This is a genomic window from Sorangiineae bacterium MSr11367 (assembly GCA_037157805.1).
Taxonomy (GTDB): Bacteria; Myxococcota_A; Polyangia; order Polyangiales; family Polyangiaceae; genus Pendulispora; species Pendulispora rubella.
Map to the genome: position 1 here is coordinate 5,234,391 of CP089983.1, position 19,040 is coordinate 5,253,430.

General features: G+C 67.5%; 7 protein-coding genes (1 of these 7 only partly in view). 4 read left to right on the plus strand and 3 right to left on the minus strand.

The annotated features are described in order from the left end of the window. The 3 genes from LVJ94_20355 to LVJ94_20365 form a co-directional block, all read right to left on the minus strand. Positions 1-4,078 carry the 5' portion of a type I polyketide synthase gene (locus LVJ94_20355; GenBank protein WXB09570.1) on the minus strand. It extends 530 nt beyond the left edge of the window, so the window shows 4,078 of its 4,608 coding nt (coding positions 1-4,078); its start codon is at positions 4,076-4,078; its stop codon lies beyond the left edge, outside the window. A 6-nt stretch (positions 4,079-4,084) separates the two neighbouring features. Next, a complete protein-coding gene (locus LVJ94_20360) occupies positions 4,085-11,848 on the minus strand; it encodes an SDR family NAD(P)-dependent oxidoreductase (GenBank protein ID WXB09571.1) in 7,764 nt (2,587 codons plus the stop codon). A 980-nt stretch (positions 11,849-12,828) separates the two neighbouring features. After that, the gene (locus tag LVJ94_20365) at positions 12,829-14,760 is read right to left on the minus strand and encodes a beta-lactamase family protein (GenBank protein WXB09572.1); all 1,932 of its coding nucleotides are present in this window, start codon (positions 14,758-14,760) and stop codon (positions 12,829-12,831) included. 333 nt (positions 14,761-15,093) lie between these two features. Here LVJ94_20365 and LVJ94_20370 point away from each other — a divergent pair, with 333 nt between their 5' ends. From LVJ94_20370 to LVJ94_20385, 4 genes are all read left to right on the plus strand, one after another. Continuing rightward, entirely contained in the window at positions 15,094-17,346 is a 2,253-nt protein-coding gene (locus LVJ94_20370; protein WXB09573.1) for a DUF4965 domain-containing protein, read from the plus strand. A gap of 127 nt (positions 17,347-17,473) precedes the next feature. Beyond that, complete coding sequence (locus tag LVJ94_20375) at positions 17,474-17,890, plus strand: hypothetical protein (protein ID WXB09574.1); 417 nt, start codon at positions 17,474-17,476, stop codon at positions 17,888-17,890. A 46-nt stretch (positions 17,891-17,936) separates the two neighbouring features. Continuing rightward, positions 17,937-18,461 (plus strand): hypothetical protein, encoded by a 525-nt coding sequence (locus LVJ94_20380; GenBank protein WXB09575.1) that lies wholly within the window; start codon positions 17,937-17,939, stop codon positions 18,459-18,461. 66 nt (positions 18,462-18,527) lie between these two features. Then, a complete protein-coding gene (locus tag LVJ94_20385; GenBank protein WXB09576.1) occupies positions 18,528-18,800 on the plus strand; it encodes a hypothetical protein in 273 nt (90 codons plus the stop codon). The last annotated feature ends 240 nt before the right edge of the window (positions 18,801-19,040 follow it).

A 19,040-nucleotide genomic window follows, 5' to 3' on the forward strand; every position in this document is an offset into this window, starting at 1 on the left:
GGGCTCGCTGCGGTTCGAGGGTATCGGTGGAGGATGCGATGCCGGGAAGCGCGCGCGCGGCCATTCCGCCTTCCGCCCAGGCGCCCCACCCCATCGAGAGTGCCACTTCGCCACGGGCACGTCGTTCGCATGCCAACGCATCGAGGAAGGCATTGGCGGCGGCGTAGGCTCCGAGCCGCGGCGAATCGAGCCAGCTGGAGATCGACGAGAAGGCGACGAAGAAGTCGAGCGGGCGGTTCGCGAACACGCGGTGCAGCGCCCACGCGCCCTGCACCTTGGGGCGCAGGTGTGCGTCGAGCCAGCGCGCGTCGCCTTCGAGCAGCGGCCGCGGATCGGCGATGCCCGCGGCATGGACGATCCCCCGAATCGGCGGGAGGCATGCGCGATCGTGCGCCTCGAGGGCGCGGCGCAACGCGTCCTCGTCGGCGACGTCTTCCGCGAGCACGCGGACGTGCGCACCGAGGCGCTCGATGTCGAGCACCGTGGCGATCCGGCGCCCCGCGTCGCTGTCCTGGGGAACCTCGCCCCACCCATCGCGCGCCGGCAGGCCGGTGCGACCGAGAAGTACCAGGTGCCGTGCGCCCGATTGCACCATCCACCGTGCAACCTTGGAACCGAGCGCACCGAGGCCGCCGGTGATGAGGTAGCTCGCATCGGCGCGGAAGGCGTACGCGGGCGCCGGGATCTCCCGAGGACGGCGAGCGATCCGCGCGCGGTAGATCGCGCGGCCGCGGGCCGCGAGTCGCTCCCCCATGCCGCTCTTGCTCGCGCCCGCACGCGCAAGAACGCTGCGAAGTGCGGCGGCATCGCGGCTGGCGTCGCCCGAGGGATCCAGGTCCAAGATGCCGCCCCATCGCACGCCGTGCTCGGGTGCGATCGCACGCGCAAGGCCCCAGAGCGGCGCCCCGAGCAGTCCGGGGGCGCCGCCGCCAAGGAGGCTCTGGCTGCCGCGGGTCACGACCCAGAGCTTCGGCACCGAGGTCCAGCGCCGCCCTTCGAGCAGGCGCAAGGTGTCGATCACGCGCGCGCACCGCGCGGTGGCTTCCGCACCGAGGTCGCCCGCGGATGCGAAGGCGGCGTCGTCCGACGTTTCCAGGTGGAGGACACCTCCAAGCGAAACCGGCTCATGTCCCTTTTCCGGGGGAAGCGACCTTACGCAGCGACGTGGCGCGAGCGCTTGCTGCACCCAATCGAACACCTCGTCCTTCGGCGTGACGACGAGCCATGGGCCTTCCGGCGACGCCTTCGCATCGCCGCGCGGCGTGGGGATCGGATCCCATGCGAGCTCGTACGCCTCGATGTCGAGTGGCTCTTCGGAGACCGTGCTCGCCGGCGATTCGGTACCCTCGGTCCGTTCGATCCAATGGCGCTCTCCTTGCCAGGAATACGCCGGCAGTGACACGACCCGACCGCGCTCCGGAAGGAGCTTTGCGAAGTCGACCGACGACCCCGCACGGTAGAGCGCACCGAGCGCGCGAAGGAATACGAGCCCATCGTCGTGCTCGCGTCGAAGCATGGGGACGACCGTCCCAGCGAGGTGTTTGCGGCCGAGGATCTCGTGAATGTTCGCGCCCAGCACGGGGTGTGGTGCGATCTCCACGAACGTGCGGCAACCCGCGTCGAGCGAGGCCTCGAGCGCGTTCACGAACTGCACCGGCTCGCGGATGTTGCGTGCCCAATACGCGGCATCGAGCTCCGGGCCCGGGACCCGATGACCGGTCACGGTGCTGAACATCGGCACGCGCGCCGGCCCCGGGCGAAGCCCGGCGAGCCGCTCGGCGAGCTCCTGTTGGAACGGGGCCATGCGAGGACCGTGGAATGCGTAGTCGACCTTCAAATCGCGGCATCGAATGCCGCGCCGTTCGAGCGTGGCCAGCAGCTCCGCGAGCGCCGTCGCGTCACCGGAAAGGACGACCGACTCCGGACCATTGTGGCCCGCAACGCACACGCTGGTGCCGGCCACCAGCGACTGCGCATCGCTCCACGGCAGTGCGACCTGCGCCATGCGCCCGGAACCGGTTGCACGCTGCATGAGGAGGCCGCGGTGATGGACGATGGCCGTCGCTTGCTCGAGATCGATCGCCCCCGAGGCCCACGCGGCGGAGACCTCGCCGACGCTGTGCCCCACCACGGCCGCCGGCACGATCCCCACGTGTTCGAGGAGCGCCACGAGCGCAACTTGGACGGCGAAAAGGACCGGCTGCGCGACCTCCGTCGCGGTGAGACGCGCGTGCGATGGCTCGGCGCGCAGCTCGTCGAGGATCGACCAAGACGCGTGCTGCGCGTGGAGCGTGTCGCACCGATGCACCATCTCGCGAAAGACCGGCTCGTGCTCCAGCAAACGTCGCCCCATGCCGAGCCACTGCGAGCCTTGACCGGAGAACACGAAGGCCGTCTTCGTGCCCTCCGCGTCCTCGTCGCCCGCCGTCTCGTCACCAGGCGCGATGGGGCGATGCGGCTGCGCGAGAAAGGCGTCGAGATCCGCGCAAAGCTCGCCGGCGGAAGCGCCAACCGCCGCAACGCGGTGCTCGTGATGATCGCGCCGCGCGCCCGCCGTGTAGGCGATGTCCTCGAGCGGGACCTTCGCGCCCTCCAGGTATGCGCGGTACGCTTCGCACGCGCCGCGAAGCGCCTCCGGGCTGCGCGCCGAAAGCGGCACGATGTGCGCGTACCGCACCGTCGAGGACGACGAAGGCTGGGGTGGCGCCGCCTCCAAAATCGCGTGCGCGTTCGTCCCGCTGATGCCGAACGAGCTCACGCCCGCAAAACGCGAAGCCCCCGGGGACCACGCGATGTTGTGCGCCGCAATCGCGAGCCGCGTCCCATCGAGCGGGATGCGGGGGTTGAGGCGTTCGAAGTGCATCTGACGCGGGATCTTCTCGTGGTGGAGAACCAACGACGCCTTGATGAGGCCTGCGATCCCCGCGGCCGCTTCGAGATGGCCAATGCTGCTTTTGACGGAGCCCAGGATGCACGGGGCGCCATCGGCGTTGGGCGCGCCGAGCACGGCCGCGAGCGCCTCGACCTCGATGGGATCCCCGAGCGACGTCCCCGTGCCGTGCGCTTCGACGTAGCCAATTCGATCCGGCGAGACGCGCGCCCGCTCGAGCGCCTGCCGCAACAGCGCTTGCTGCGAAAGGACGTTGGGCGCCGTCAGGCCCGTGGACCGGCCGTCCTGATTCACCGCCGAGCCGCGAAGGACGGCCCAAACGCGATCTCCGTCCCGCACGGCGTCGGAGAGGCGCTTCAACACGACCACCCCGGCGCCCTCCCCGCGGACGAATCCATTGGCACGGGCATCGAACGTCTTGCAGCGGCCGTCGGGGGAGAGCGCCTGCAGCTGCGCGAGCAGGTGCATCGTCAAGGGCGAGATCATCACGTTGACGCCGCCCGCAAGCGCTACGTCGCATTCGCCAGTCCGCAGGCTTTGGCAGGCGAGGTGCACCGCCACCAACGACGACGAGCACGCGGTGTCCAAGGTGATGCACGGCCCCTCGAGCCCCAACGTGTACGAGAGGCGGCCGGCCGCCGTGCTGGCCATGTTCCCCGTGGTGGCATAAACGTCGAGCTGGTCGGTGCGGGCCGTCGCCTGCTCCCGGTAGTCGAGATGGCACATGCCGATGAACACGCCCGTGCGGCTTCCGGCCAGCGCACCGATGATCTGCCCGGCGTCCTCGAGCGCCTCCCACCCCACCTCGAGGAGCAACCGCTGCTGCGGGTCGAGGCTCGAGGCTTCGCGCGGGGATATCCCGAAGAACGCCGCATCGAAGCGGTCCACGGAGTCGAGGAAACCGCCCCAGCGCATCTCGGGCAAGCGCGGTGCTCGCTCGATGTCCCAGCGCTCGCGCGGGATCTCGCGGATGGCGTCGACGCCGTTCTCGAGCTGCTTCCAAAAGGCCACCGGACCGCGTGCGCCCCCGGGGAATCGGCAGCCGATGCCGGCGATGGCGATGGCCTCGCTCCGGGTGGCTCCCTCGGCCTTGAGGCGCTGGTTCTGCGCACGCAGCTTGCGCAGTTCCACGGTGGCGGTTTCCAGAAGCGGGCGTAGAGCGTCTGCGGACACGTCTTTCGTCGACATGGTTCTCTATTCGCCGCCTTCTTCGGCGACCTGTGCGAGCTCGCTCGAAAGGGCCGCGATCAATCCTTCGTTCGAGAGCTCTCGCACATCGTCGTGGAGTGCTTCATCGTTCTCCGTAAGGTCCTCACCGCCCGAGACGACCTCCGCGGATGGCGCGAGCAGCCCCGCGAAATGCTCGGTGAGCGCGGCCACGTGGGGAAAGGTCCAGATCAAGGTCGACGGCAGCCTCGTTTCGACGCCGGCCTCGAGCCGATTGCGGAGTTCGAGCCCCAAGAGCGAGTCGATGCCCAGGCTCTTGAGCGGCGTGCTGCGCGCCACACGCCCCGGCTCCATGCGGAGCACCAAGCCAACCTGATCGCGTACGAATTGCTCGATGATCTCCTTGTGCTGCTCGGGCGCTGCCGCCGACACGGCCCTGCGCAGCTCCGAGGAAGGCGCCGAAGACGGCGGCGGCCCCTCGTCTCGAAGGTCGGAGAACATGGACGAGGATGCGATGGCTGGATAGAACTCGACCCACTGCCGCACGTCGAAGGGCACGGCGCCCACGTGCACGTCGCCCCGCGCGAGCGCGCGTTCCAGCAGCCCGATGCCCTCACGCGAGGTGAGACTCCCCATCCCCCGCTGGGCCAAGCGCACCCCGCGCTTTGCGTCCGCCGCCGCCAGCCCTACGTCCGAGAACGGGCCCCACCCCACGGAGCATCCCACCAGATTGCGCGCACGCCGGTTGTGCGCGAGCGCATCGAGGAATGCATTCGCCGCCGCGTAGTTCCCCTGCCCCGGAGAGCCCAGAAGCCCCGCAATCGACGAATAGAGAACGAAGAAATCCAGCGGCTCGTCACGGGTCAGCGCATCGAGGTGGAGCGCGCCGGCGATTTTCGGCTTCATGACCGCGCGAAACCGCTCCGGCTCCTGCTGCGCGAGGAGCCCGTCCTCGAGAAGCCCCGCGGCATGCACGACCCCACGAAACGAAGGCCCCTCGTAATCGGCGAGCACATGCGCGAGTGCGGCGCGGTCGGAAACGTCGGCGAGGCCGACGGCGACGGTCGCCCCCGAGGCTCGAAGGGCGTCCAGTGCATCTTGTTGCTCTGGCAACGAAACACCGCTCCGGCCGACGAGAAGCAGATGGCGAGCGCCTTGCGCGACCATCCACTGCGCCACGGATAGTCCGAGGCCGCCGAGACCGCCCGTGACGAGGTAGCTCCCCTCGGGTCGAATGCGCGCACGCACCGAGGGGGCGGCGATGCGCGTTTCCCGCGCGTCGCGTGTGCTGAGTACGATTTTGCCGATATGCCGGCCGTGCGACATCTCCCGAAAGGCCTCCGCCGCTTCGCCGATTGGAAACGCGCGCTTGGGGAGCGGTGAGAGCACGCCTCGCTCGACCCAAGAGAGCACTTCGCGGAGGACGCGGCCGACGGCTTCGGGCCGCTTGCGCCACATTCCGCGCAGATCCACCAAGGTGAACGAGAGGTTCCTCAGGAAGGGCCGGAGCCCCAGCTGCCCGTTGGAGAGAGGGTCGCGTTTTCCAAGCTCGACGAAGCGCCCGTGATCGCGCAGAAGCTCCAGGCTCTTTGGAATGAAGTCGCCTGCGAGCGAGTTGAGCACCACGTCCACACCTTCGCCCTGCGTCCATTCGCGAATGTCCGAGGCGAAATGCAGCGAGCGCGAGTCGGAAACGTGTTTCACGCCGAGCGATCGCAGATAGGTGCGCTTCTCGGCGCTGCCGGCGGTTGCGTAGATCTCCGCGCCGACGTGCCGAGCCCACTGGATGGCCGCGAGGCCGACGCCCCCCGCGGCCGAGTGGATGAGCACGCGCTCGCCTTTGGTCAACCGCGCGACGTGCGCCAGTGCGTAGTATGCCGTGAGGTGCACGATGGGCAGGGTCGCGGCGTCGTCGGCATCGATGTGTGCCGGCCGCGGAACGACGAGGTGTGCGGAGGTGACGACATGCGTCCCGATGGCGCCCGGCGCCACGGCGAGAACGTCGTCCCCCACGCGAAGGTGATCGACGCCATCGCCCACCGCCACGATGCGCCCCGCGCACTCGGCGCCCAACCCGCGGGCCGCGGCGTCTTGGTTTTCCTCGTCCTCGGGGACCGCCCCGAGCGCGAGCAGCACGTCGAGAAAGTTGAGACCGGCGGCGGTCACTTCGAGGGTCACCTCGCCCGGCGCCGGGGCGGCCGGAGGGATGGCCCGAAGCGCGAGGCGATCCAGCACACCGGGCTGGTCGATCTCGAGGCGGAATGGCCTCGTGCCCGCGGGTGTGAGCGCCTCGTCGGTCGGCGCAGAAGGCGGGCCTTTGACCAGGCGTGCCGCGTAGCGCCCGTCGGGACGAAATCCGATCTGATCCTCGGGGCCGTTCGCGACGAACTCACGGGCGAGGAGCTCGGGCTCTTCGTCCGATGCGCTCGGGTCGAGATCGACGAGGGTGCACCGAAGGTCGGGGTGCTCGTAGCCGATGGTTCGCCCGAGCCCCCAAAGTGCCGCTTGGGCCACCGCGGGCGCATGCCGCGTGGGCCCCACCTGCTGCGCGCCGCGCGTGACGAGCCATAGGCGTGGCGCGTGGCGCCATGGCATGCGCGTGAGCGCTTGCACCAGGTGCAAGGTCCGCGTGCACGCGCGAAAGGCGTCTTCCTCGATGACCGCCGCGTCCGCCGTCTCGACGGCGTGCGTGGCCTCCACGCCGAGCGCCTGGATCACCCCGCAGCACGGCGCTTGGCCGTCGAAGGCGGTGGCCAGCAGGGTCGCGATGCTGGCGCGCGAATCCATGTCGATCGCGTCGGGCCGGACGTGGAGCACCGTTTCGCCGAGCGCCTCCAAGTTGCGGCAGAGCGCCTCGCCGGTGCTGCCTTCGTTCGCGAGGAGCAACCATCGGCCGCGCGGCGTGCTCCCCGCGACGGCGTCGGTCCTCTTCCACGTGAGCGAAACGAAGGGTTGCTGCTCTTCCGCCATCGGCGGCGCCACCCGCTCGAGGCGCTGAAGCTGTACCCCGAGCACCTCGGCGAGCACCTGCCCCGATGCATCGAGGAGAACGACGTCGCCCTCGATGGCGCCTTGCCCCTCGGTCGTGTGAAGCCGCGCGTGGGCAAAGACCTCGGCACCGGTGGGGCGGTGCAGCCGGGCGGCACGAACGTGAACGGGCACGAAGGGCCCCCTGCCCTCACCTTCGGTCACCAGTCCGAGCAGGACGTGCAGGGCGGCATCGAGCACCACGGGATGCAGCGCATAGGCGTCCGCCCGGCGGGCCACCGACGCGGGCAGCCGGATTCGACCGAGCGCCTCGCCCGTGCCCCTCCAGAGCTCGATCACGGCTCGAAACCCGAGACCGTACTTCAAGCCCCAACCCGCGAGCCGCTGGTAGTGCGCCTCGGGCGCCATGCCGTGCGCTGCGCGTGTGCGAATCGCATCGAGCGACACGTCCTCGGGGAGCGTGGCGCCTTCCACCGTGCGGAGGGAGCCGCTCGCGTGCAGCGTCCAGGCGCCCTTTCCATCGGCGACGCTCGCGATCCGGAACGACGCGCCCCCCGCGGCGTGCTCGCTCAGCACGAGCTGAACTCGGTGCGCCTTGGGCTGTTCGCGCAGGACCAGCGCCTCCCGAAACGATAGGTCCTCGATGCCATGCACGCCGTCGCCCCCGAAGGCCTGCTGCGCGGCGGCGAGCGCCATCTCGACGTACGCCGTGGCCGGGAGCACGACGGCATCCTCGACCTTGTGGTCGCGCAAATATGGGAGTGCCGCGAGATGGATCTCGCCATCCCAGAAGCGCGTCCCGGGGTGAACGGACGAGGGAATGCTCGGGCCGAGCAGCGGATGCTCGCCGCTCTTCGGCCGCAGGCTTCGCGGGCTCTCCACCGGTGCGTCCTCGAGCCAATAGGACTCCCGCTGCCAGGGATACGACGGGAGCGAGACGACCTGACCGCCGTCGGGATGGACCTTCGCCCAATCCGGGGTGGCCCCCCGAACGAAGAGCTGGGCCAGGCCGCGGAGCAGACCCTCGCGCTCGGGTTCGTCGCGGCGCAGTGACGGGATCGCTGCACCGGAAACGCCGAGATGGCGGAGTCCATCCTCGATGACCGGGACCAGGACCGGGTTCGGGCTGATCTCGAGAAAGACCCCGTGCCCGCTCCCTCGCAATGCGCGGACGGCGTCGGCGAAGCGCACGGGCTCGCGCAAGTTCGCCGCCCAGTAGGAGGCGTCCATCGCGTCGCCGTCGAGCCAGTCGCCCGTCACCGTGGAATAGAACGGCACGCGGGCACGGACGGGGGCCAGGCCGGCGAGTGCCTCGAGAAGCCGCGGCCGCAGCGGGTCCATTTGCGGACTGTGCGAGGCGTAATCCACCTTGACCCGCCGGCAGAACACACCGCGGCGCTCGAGAACCGCCAGCACGGTGTCGAGTGCCGCCGGCTCACCGGACAGCACGGAGGAACGCGGACCGTTGCTCACCCCCACGGCAAGGCGATCGCTCACCACTGCGATGGCCGCCTCGGCCTCCTCGAACGAGAGCTCGACCACGGCCATGGCACCCTTCCCGCTGGCGTGCCGGCGGGTGATCCGGCTGCGCACGGCGATGATTCTCGCCGCATCGTCGAGCCCCAGCACACCGGCGACGTGCGCCGCCGCCACCTCGCCCATGCTGTGGCCGACGACCGCGGCAGGCTCGATCCCCCACGACTGCCAAAGCCGGGCAAGGGCCACCTGGATGGCGAAGATCGTCGGTTGAACGACGTCGACCTCGCCCAGCCGCGAGGCCTCGGGAGCGGCCTCCAGCTGCGCGAGCAAGGACCAATCGACGTGCGGACCGAGCGCCGCCTCGCATTCCAGGATCGCGCGACGAAAGACCGGTTCGCGCGCCAGGAGCTCTCGCCCCATACCGACCCATTGCGAGCCTTGTCCCGGGAACACGAACACGACCGCCGCGCGCTCGGGATCCGCCCCCTCGAACACGTTGGGGGAGACGCGTCCTGCTTCGACGGCCTCGAGCGCCTCGACCAATTCCGCGTGACCCCTTCCGCGAACGACGAGCCGGTGCGCGTGGTGGCTTCGACGCACCGCTGCGGTGTACGCCACGTCGGCCAAAGGCTCCGTGCGCCCCGGTTTCGAGAGCCAGAGACGGTAGGTCTTCGCGAGATCCCGAAGCGCCTCGCGGCTCTTGGCCGACAGAGGCAACGTCACCGTGGAGGGGGCGAGCCCTTCCCACCGAAGCGGGACCCCATGCGTCGACAACGTGCGCAGCGTCTCGAAGAAGACGCCGTCTTCCGCCTCGTCGCGCCGCATCGAGTGCAACACCGTCCCGCCGCGCTTTGCGGCCATCGACTGCAGCGCTTTCTCGAGAATGGGATGCGCGCTCACCTCGAGAAAGACGGTCGGCCCTTCGGCGAGCAACGTCTCGATGGCTCGATGGAGGTGCACGGGGGCGCGCAGGTTCTCGAACCAGTATTCGGGGGTGCACTCGGGGCCCTGCAGGCTCTCGCTTCGCACCGTCGAGACGAACCGCACCTCCCTGCGTTTCGGCGCGATGCCGCGCAGCGCATCGAGCAGGGGCCCCCGAAGGGCGTCCATTTGCGGACTGTGCGACGCGTAATCGACCTTCACCCGCCCGACGTGAACCCCGGCCTCTTCGAGCGGCCGAATCAGTGCCTCCATCGCATCCGGGTTGCCGGAGAGAACCACCGCGTGCGGACCGTTGTGCGCGGCAATCGTCAGCTTGCCGGATTGGCCTGCTATCGCACGGGCCGCCTCGTCGGCGGAGAGACCGACGAGGGCCATCGTGCCCTGCCCCGATGCGAGGGTTCGAACGAGCTCGCTGCGCGCGCAGACGATGCGCACGGCGTCCTCGAGATCCAGGATGCCGGCGACGTGCGCCGCCGCAATCTCCCCCATGCTGTGCCCGACCACGGCGTCCGGGACGACGCCCCACGAGCGCCAGAGCGCCGCCAACGCGATCTGAACCGCGAACAGGAGGACCTGAACGACGCGAACGTCCTCGAGACGCGACCGTGATGCATCTGCAACCAGTTCGTCGAGAACGGACCAACCCGCACGTTCTCGAACCGCCCGATCGCATGCCACCATCGCGGCGCGGAAGGCCGGCTCCGTCCGCAGGAGGGTCCGCCCCATCCCGAGCCATTGCGAGCCCTGGCCGGGAAATACGAAGACGGCGCGCGAACGCTCGGCAACCGAACGAATCCCCCGTCCGAGTTTGATGGCCCCGGCGACCGCATCGAACATTTCGTCCGGCGATCGCGCGACGAAGGCCGTCCGACGGGGTGCCCCCACCGAGTCGCGTCCGGCGCGCCGGCAAAGTCCATCGAGCTCCGAATCGTCCTGCATCCCGGAGAGCGCACCGAGAATCTCCAGCAGGCGACGCGACAAGAGGTGCGCGTTGTCCGCGCCCACGTCGAGCAACCGCGGCCTTGCCGGCAGCCCCTCCAGGACGACGTGCGCATTGGTGCCACCGAAGCCGAAGGAGCTGACCCCGGCGATGGCGGTGTCCGGCGATGGCCACGCAGTTCGCTCGCGCTGCACGTCGAGGCGTAGCGCCTCGAACGCAATGAGGTGGTTCGGCTCTTCGAAATGCAGGTTCTTCGGAATGAAGCGGCGATGGATCGACAGGGCCGTCTTGATCAACCCGGCGATGCCGGCCGCCGCTTCCAAATGCCCCAGGTTCGTCTTCACGGATCCGAGCCGCAGCGGCCGCTCCGCCGGACGGCCCGCACCGAGAACCGCACCGAGCGCCCCTGCCTCGATCGGATCCCCGAGCGAGGTTCCCGGCCCGTGCGTTTCCACGTAGTGCACGGCCTCGGGGGCCACGTTCGCGTTGGCGTACGCCTGGCGCAATACGGCCTGTTGCGCCTTGGGGCTAGGGGCCGTCAGACCGTTGCTGAAGCCATCGTTGTTGATCGCGCATCCGCGAACCAGGCAGTAAATTCTGTCCCCATCCCGCAGCGCCCGTGACAGCGGTTTGAGGGTCACCATGCCGCCCCCCTCCCCGCGCACGTAGCCGTCCGCCCGCTCGTCGAACGACCGGCAGCGACCGCTTGCTCCCATCGCGCCGAATTTCGACATCGCCACGGTGCTCGATACGGAGGCCATGACGTGGACGCCGCCCGCGAGGGCTACGTCGCACTCGCCGCTGCGAAGGCTCTGGCACGCCAGATGAACCGCCACCAGTGATGAGGAGCAGGCCGTGTTCACGACCAAACTTGGCCCCTCGAGTCCGAGGACGTACGAAATGCGCGCAGCGATGATGCTCGTGTCCTGCCCCGTCGCGCTGAAGGAGTCGATCAACACCGGATCGCGGCTCGTCAGCCGGGCGTAATCGCTCCACATCGCCCCCACGAACACGCCGGTGCGGCTGCCCGCGAGCCCCTCGGCCCGTACCCCCGCGTCCTCGAGCGCCTCCCAGGCCAGCTCGAGCATGAGCCGCTGCTGGGGATCCATTTGCATTGCTTCGCGCGGCGAAATACCGAAGAAAGACGGCTCGAACCCGTCGATACGTTCCAGAAAGCCGCCCCACCGCGTCGACACTTTGCCGGCCGCTTGCGGGTCCGGATCGTAATGCGCCTCGAGATCCCAGCGCTCGGGCGGTGTCTCACGAATCGTGTCCACGCCCTCCCAAAGCAATGCCCAGAATTGCTCGGGAGAGTCCACCCGACCGGGAAATCGGCACGCCATGCCCACGATCGCGATGGGCTCTTTCGACACCGTCGCCTGCGTTTGGTCCGCGAGCGCCGTGGCTCGCGGCGCCGGTTCTTTCTCGATACCCGCGCTCACGTGGGCGACCAGCGAGTCGATAGTGGGATATTCCCAAATGATGGTTGGAGAGATGGCTTGGCCGAGCCTACCGGAAAGACGACTGGCAAGCCTGGTCGCATTTGCGGAATCCAGACCGAGCTGATGAAATCTTGTGAAGTCATCGGACTTGGCGATCGAAATGCCGAGGATATTGGCCATTTCCGACTGCAGCCATTCACGCAAAGTCGAATTCCGGTCATCGGACCGGCCCCTCGATGGTTGAACGAAAGGCATGACCCTCCAAATGTCCTCGAAAGCGGCGCTCCAGCGAATGAAGCAAACTCGAATTTGGATCGTGGCCGGCGGTGCGCAACGAACGCGCTGACCCGAAACCGCACGACACAGAGAATTGACTGATCTCAACATCTATTACGCGTAAGAAAGCCGAACACAAACAGATTTTTCGACTCACTCAATGATGTTGGGTCAAATTGGCATTGCAGACCATATGCACGATAGGAGACGTCATGGCGCGCCAGACGGCATTTCGTTCGTCGAGCTCGATCCAAAACCGCGTTAGCCAAATGTCCAAGGCACACGTTGCCGTCACGTAAATCGTTTGAAACGATATTACCGTGCTCCGTGCGCCATACTCATCCGCCGCGCACCGGCCATCGCGGGATGAAAAAGGACACGATGCCGTAACTGGGATGGCCAATATGCCAACTTGATGAATCACGCTCTCGCGGACTCTTCCAAGTAAAGACGTGGGGCCCGCTACGAGCAGCCCGGCGTCGTTCCCGGGGGAAATGTGACATTGGAGGCGTTGTCCACGATTTCGATCGTGGCGAGCGGGCGGCCCGCGATCGACTTGATGTAGACGCCGCCATGGGAATCTCGAACGACGTTGTTCGCAATGCGGACGTTGCCGCGTCGTACGTCCGGTGAACTGCCCCGCGCGGCTCGTGTGTCATTTCGACGGCCGCGCGACGCAGTGGCTTGGTGCGCCGGATATCTATCTATTCGGCGCAGTTCGGGGCGGCTTCGGAACGCGGCGATCGGCCGGCCGCATCCGTCGCACGGCCCGCGGCGTCGAGCGATACGGTCCATTCCATGGGCGCATCCGCGCAGGTGAGCGCGAAGGTCGCGCGCGATGTGCCATCGCTCTCGACGGCTCGCTCGAGGCCGCAGCGGCCGTGCGCGAGCGACAGCTGGGCGAACGTCTTTTTGATGCGCGGGAGCTCCGCGTCCTTCGCGAACAAGGCCGCGGCGGTGTTGTCGTCCCAGTGCGCGAGAAGCTCCACGCTCGCCTCCCCTGCGCGCCGGAGCGCGGGGCTGGGCGGAAAGTCTTCGCGCAATTCGAGCGCCTGCAGGTGCGGCTTCGGTCCCGGCCCCAGCCCGGCGGCAAAGGTGATGGATCCGCGTTCGCACGCGACATGCCACCGGCCGCGCATGCGGTTCACGAATTGCGGCTCGCCGTCGAGGCGGCACGTGCCATGTTCACGGGCGAGCCGGGAGATCCGCTCCCGGAAGGCATCGAGGCTCTGATACCGAAAGAACGTCGGTTCGAACAGCCCGCGCGCCCGCGCGTCGTTCCAATTCGACATGAGCTCGCCCACCGTTGCCGGCGCCGCGGCCATCTCCGGCACGGGATCGATGCGGGGCGCGGTGAGAAGGTCCGCCTCGCGCAGCATGCGCAAGGTGCGTGCGGCCAAGCGCACCGCTGCGCGCTCGTCGTTCAGAAAGACCACCAGCGCAAAGCCCTTTTGCGGCACCATCGTCAACACCGTGATGTACCCGGGAAGGCCGCCGGTGTGGTCGACTTGAACGTCCTCCTCGCACGTGCGGTGCGAGAACAGACCGAAGCCGTACGCGGGGGAGTCGACCCGGAGATGACCGTCCTGAAAGCGTGCCATCGCGGGCGGCGAACGCAGAGTCAAGGCGTGCACGTACTCGTTCTGGCCGAGGGCGCGTATCCCTTGTTGCATCTCCCGCACGCTGCTCCGTCGAAGGGGGCCGCGCTCGGCCTCGTCGCGCGCTGGCCAGGCCGACACGTGGAACGAGGCGTAGCGCAACAGATCGCGCACCGTCGTATGGATGCTCCCGGCCGCATCCAGAACACCGAGTTCCGCCGGCGGGGCGATCTCGCGTGACGCGAGCATGTCCTCGTTTCCATCGTGGCCGCGGTAGCCCACGGCAACGGTTCCCTTCGCGAACGCACTCGGGCTCCAGTCGGTGCGGGTCATGCCGAGCGGTTCGAACACCGTGCGCCGGATGGCCTCGCGCAAGGGCATCCCGCTCACCCGCTCGACGATGCGACCGATGACCCCCCATGCGAGATTCGAATATTCGAACGCCGTCCCCGACGCCCGCGACATGGTGGCGCCATCCAAGATCCGCGCGAGATCCTGCTCGCTCAGATGCTCGGTCACGTCGCCCCACGGATTGTCCTCCGGCATGCCGCTCCCGTGCGAAAGAAGCATGCGCAACGTCACGGCCGGCGAGTCCCGTGTGGCCCGCGCAATCCGACCCAGGGGCGGATAGTAGCGCTCGGCCGGCACGTCGAGATCGAGCTTTCCTTCGTCACGCAGCCGCAAGACCGTCATCGCCGTGAAACTCTTGGTGACCGACGCGATGGGAAACGGTGTATCGGCCTCGAACGGGAGCTGCCGCTCGACATCACGAAGGCCGAAGCCTTTGGCATAGACGACCTCCCCGCCGACGACGAGGCCGACGCCCATTCCCGGAACGTGGCTGCCCCGCTGCTCGTCCGAAAAGAGCTTGTCCAACTTGGGGACGAGCTGCTCGAACTTCGCGCGGCGGTCGGCCGCCAGCTTCGAAGGTTCCCAATGCCCGAGCGGCGTCGCGGCCTGGCCGGGCATCGATTGCGAGCAACCCGTGCCAACCCCGAAAACCACGAGAAGCGAAGCCAAGAAGAAGTGTTTCCGCATGCCGATCCCCTACCAGACGGCGGGGCGAGTGGGCCAATTCGCGCCAACGAATCGGCGAAAGTCATCCGACGTACGGTCGCAAACGAGCTTTGGGGCATTCAGGACATCAATCCTTCGCGAAATGAGAATTGCAAATTCGAGAGTCGCTGCACGTCGAGGAATGGCATCGCGTCCCCTGATCACGGCGATCATGTATGCATGATCGCCGTGATCATGCGGTGTCCCGATTCCAGACTTACTACCGATCGAACGAATTTGATTCATCCGAGCTATCATCCAATTTGGCAATCTTCTTCGCCGGCGCGATAAAAGGATTATGCTGCGACCACGCGCATGAACCCCACTCCGCCGAAACGCTGCATTGCCATTTTCGCCACCGCACTTCCAACCATGGCCGCGTTGGCGGCATGCTCCTCCACGGACTCGCCGGCTCGTTCGAACGGCCAGGACGACAGTGGGGCGCAATCGGCGCTCGATGCGGGAGGTGACAGTGCCCAATCGGCGCTCGAGGCCGGAGGCGATTCCGCCGCCGAAACGCCGCCGCCGTTCATCCCCCCGGCCATTCAAGCGTGGCGCGCACCGGCGTATCCTCTCATTGCCTCCGACCCGTATTTCAGCATTTGGTCCTTCTCGGACAATCTCTGTCAGAGCTGGCCCCGCCATTGGACGGGCTCCACGCAAGCCTTGGAGAGCATGGTGCGCGTCGACGGGCGGAGCTACCGGCTCATGGGCCTCGCCCCCGACGGCGTGCCCTGTGCAACGCAGACCAGCGTCAAGGTCACCCCCACGCGCACGGTTTACGAGTTCATTGCGGCCAACGTCAATGTGCGGCTCACGTTTCTCAGCCCGCGCCTCACCGACGATCTGGACGTGTTTTCGCGCTCGGCGTCGTACGTCACCTGGGAGGTGCGCGCGAACGACGGCAAGCCGCACGACGTCGCCGTGTACTTCGACAATTCGGCCGAATCCGTGGTCGATACGGCCTCGCAGCAGGTCACCTGGGACGCCGTGACGGTCGACGGCATGCTCGTGCACCGCATGGGCACCGTCGAGCAGCCGGTGCTGCAAAAGAAGGGCGACAATCTGCGCATCGACTGGGGCTACCTCCACCAGGCCGCGCCCGCGGCCCCCGGCGTGAAGCAGGTGGTCGCGGCCGATGTCGACACCCGCGGTGCCTTTGCGGCCAATCAAGAGCTGCCCGGCAGCGACGACCCGCGAAAACCCCGGGCCGCCAACGACGCGTGGCCGGTCATGGCGACCACGTTCGCCCTCCCGGGCGTGGGCGCGGAGTGGACCTCGCGCACCTTGCTCCTTGCCTACGACGACGAATACGCCATCGAGCACATGGGCACCCGCCTGCGGCCCTATTGGCGCCGAAACGGCGCCGGCGCGGTCGATCTCGTGAAGGCCGCGCAATCGGACTATGCCGCCTTGCGCACGCGGAGCGAGGCGTTCGACGCCGACTTCGTCGAGGACCTCGAGCACGCGGGCGGGGCCAATTTGGTGCGCATCGGCGCCCTCGCCTACCGGCAAGCGATGGCCGCGCACAAGCTGGTCGCCGGTGCCGATGGCAAACCGCTGTTCTTCTCGAAGGAGAACTTCAGCAATGGCTGCATCGCCACGGTGGACGTCACCTATCCGTCCGCGCCGCTGTACCTTCTCCTCAATCCGACCTTGCTCGAAGGCATGCTCGCGCCCATCGCGGATTATGCGGCTTCGACACGTTGGAGGTTCGATTTCGCCCCGCACGATCTCGGCACGTACCCCATTGCCAATGGCCAAGTGTACGGCGGCGGTGAGACCAGTGAAGAGAATCAAATGCCCGTCGAAGAGTCGGCCAACATGGTGCTCCTGTTCGCCGCCCTGGCGAAGGCGCAGGGCAATACCGACTTTGCAACTCGGTATTGGAGCTTGCTGGTCAAATGGAGCGCGTACCTGGAGAAAACGGGATTCGATCCGGGCAGTCAGCTCTGCACCGACGACTTTGCCGGTCACCTCGCCCACAACGTGAACCTCTCGGCCAAGGCGATCGTCGCGCTCGGGGCCTATGCACAACTGCTCGAAGCGCGGAGCATGACCGAGGAGGCGGCGCGCGTGCGCGGGGTGGCCAAGGATTTCGCCACCAAGTGGCTCGAGCAGGCGAACGACGGCGACCACACGCGGCTAGCCTTCGACAAGGCTGGCACGTGGAGCCAGAAATACAACCTCGTTTGGGATCGCATTCTCGGCCTGGGCTTGTTCCCCGATTCGGTGGCGCAAAAGGAACTTGCCTATGCGCGCACGCGCATGCTCGCGTATGGGCTCCCCCTCGACAACCGCGAGACGTACACCAAGCTCGATTGGACGATTTGGACCGCCACCCTCACGGGCAACCGCGCGGACTTCGACACGCTGGTGGCACCCGTGGCCCAGTTCCTGAACGACACCCCCGATCGCGTCCCCATGTCCGACTGGTTCATGACCTCCGACGCGCACCAGCGCGGTTTTCAGGCCCGATCCGTCGTGGGCGGCGTCTTCATCCCGCTGCTGTACGACGGCCCCACGTGGCAGAAGTGGCGCAATCGTGGCGCACGAAGTGCCAAGTAGGGGTGGCGCCAGGCACGCGTGTGGTCACCACAACCGTTTCGAATGGGTGGGCTTGAAGAGTACAAAATTGCTACCGCGGGCAAATTGGACCGCCATCCGTGATATCCGTCGAGATGGGATGGGGTCGATGGCGTACGTGTTGGTCGGTCGGTTGAGCATCAATGTCTATTCGCCATCATCGCCGACCGACGAAGAGTGGGACGCGTATTTGAAGTACCGCGTGCAGCACATGCCGCGCGTCGATGCGGTGCTCGTGTACACGCAGGGCGGGGCGTCGACGATCCCACAACGCGAGCGCCTGAATCGAATGCCGCCGCGGGTTCTCGGCGTGCTGGGTGCGGTGGTGACGTCCTCCGTCTACGTGCGGGCCATGTACAAAGCGCGCCCGGAGACGCACGCGCTTTGGAGGGTCTTCTCGGAAACGGAGTGGGACGGGGCCTTTCGCCACCTGGGCGTTCGCCATGAAGAGCGCTCGACGGTGCTTGCGACGGTGACGAAGCTGGGTGTGGACCTCGGGCTGGCCATGCCGTTGCTGCCGTCCTGACGCGAAAGAACGCAACGGGTCGAGCTCGAGGGCCGACAGGCTCTTCGTGGCCCCTTCCCCGCCCGAACGAAACATCGATGTCATCGTGCGCCCCGTCGATGGATTCGCCCGGGCCAACGGGCGCCCGCTCAAGGCCGATCCGGTGCCGGGTGTCCTTCGGGTGGTGGGCGTGGCCTCCCAGCGCGAGCTCGCCCCGCCCGATCCGAACACCGGTCTCTACTGGATCGTCACCGCCCTGAGCGCCGACGATCGCGTGGATTTTCAGATGTTCCGCACCGCCCTCCGCAAGCGAAACCTCGTGGCCATGGGCGTGGTCGCCGGCGCCCCGCCCGGAACCGGCGCCGTGCTCCTCGTGCCCATCAAAGAGGGCTTCGCCCTGCACGCCATCGATCGCTCGAACCCCACCGGGCCCTTCGAAACGCCGTTCTCGCAGCGCCACGTTCGCCTGGTCATCTACAACTGGCCCGATCGCATCGCCCCGGGCAGCTGGCCCGGTGGGAGCGACAGCGGCAGCGGCAGCGAGGGCGGCCCTCCCCACGAGGAAGACGGGCGGACGAAGCTGGGTCGCTGATCGAGCCGCTCCTGGTGTCATTTGCTGTCATTTGGTCGCCGGCGCGCCCAGTGACATGTTCCAGCCATGCGATACGTCGTTGCGTTTCTCTCGGTGGGCTGGGCTCTCGTTTCCATCGCGGGGTGCTCGAACACATTGAGGCAGGGCGAGCGATGTGGCGACTGGGGCCACTCCGCGTGCGACGAGGGCCTCTTCTGCGACGACAAGTCCAATTGGACGTGCCAGCCCCCACCGAAATACACGTGCCCCCCGTATTGCTCCTCACCATCCTATGACGCGGGCAATACCGGGGACGCGGGCGACGCGGCGGACTCCGGTGACGCGGCGGATGGCGAGTGATCCGCTATTAACACCGTAATCAGTTTTCTGAGCCTCAGCAATGGAATGGCGAAACCAGCCCGCGATTTTAGCGATCGGAGTTGAGGCTCGGAGTCGACGGATGGCGTGAAGGAGCTCGGAGTCGATGTTGAGAGCGAGCGTTCGTAGCTGTCGCTTCATATCGGCCCAGAGCCTTTCGATAGGATTCAATTCGGGGCTGTAGGTGGGTAGGTAGATAGGGATCCCCCCCGCTGCGGTGAT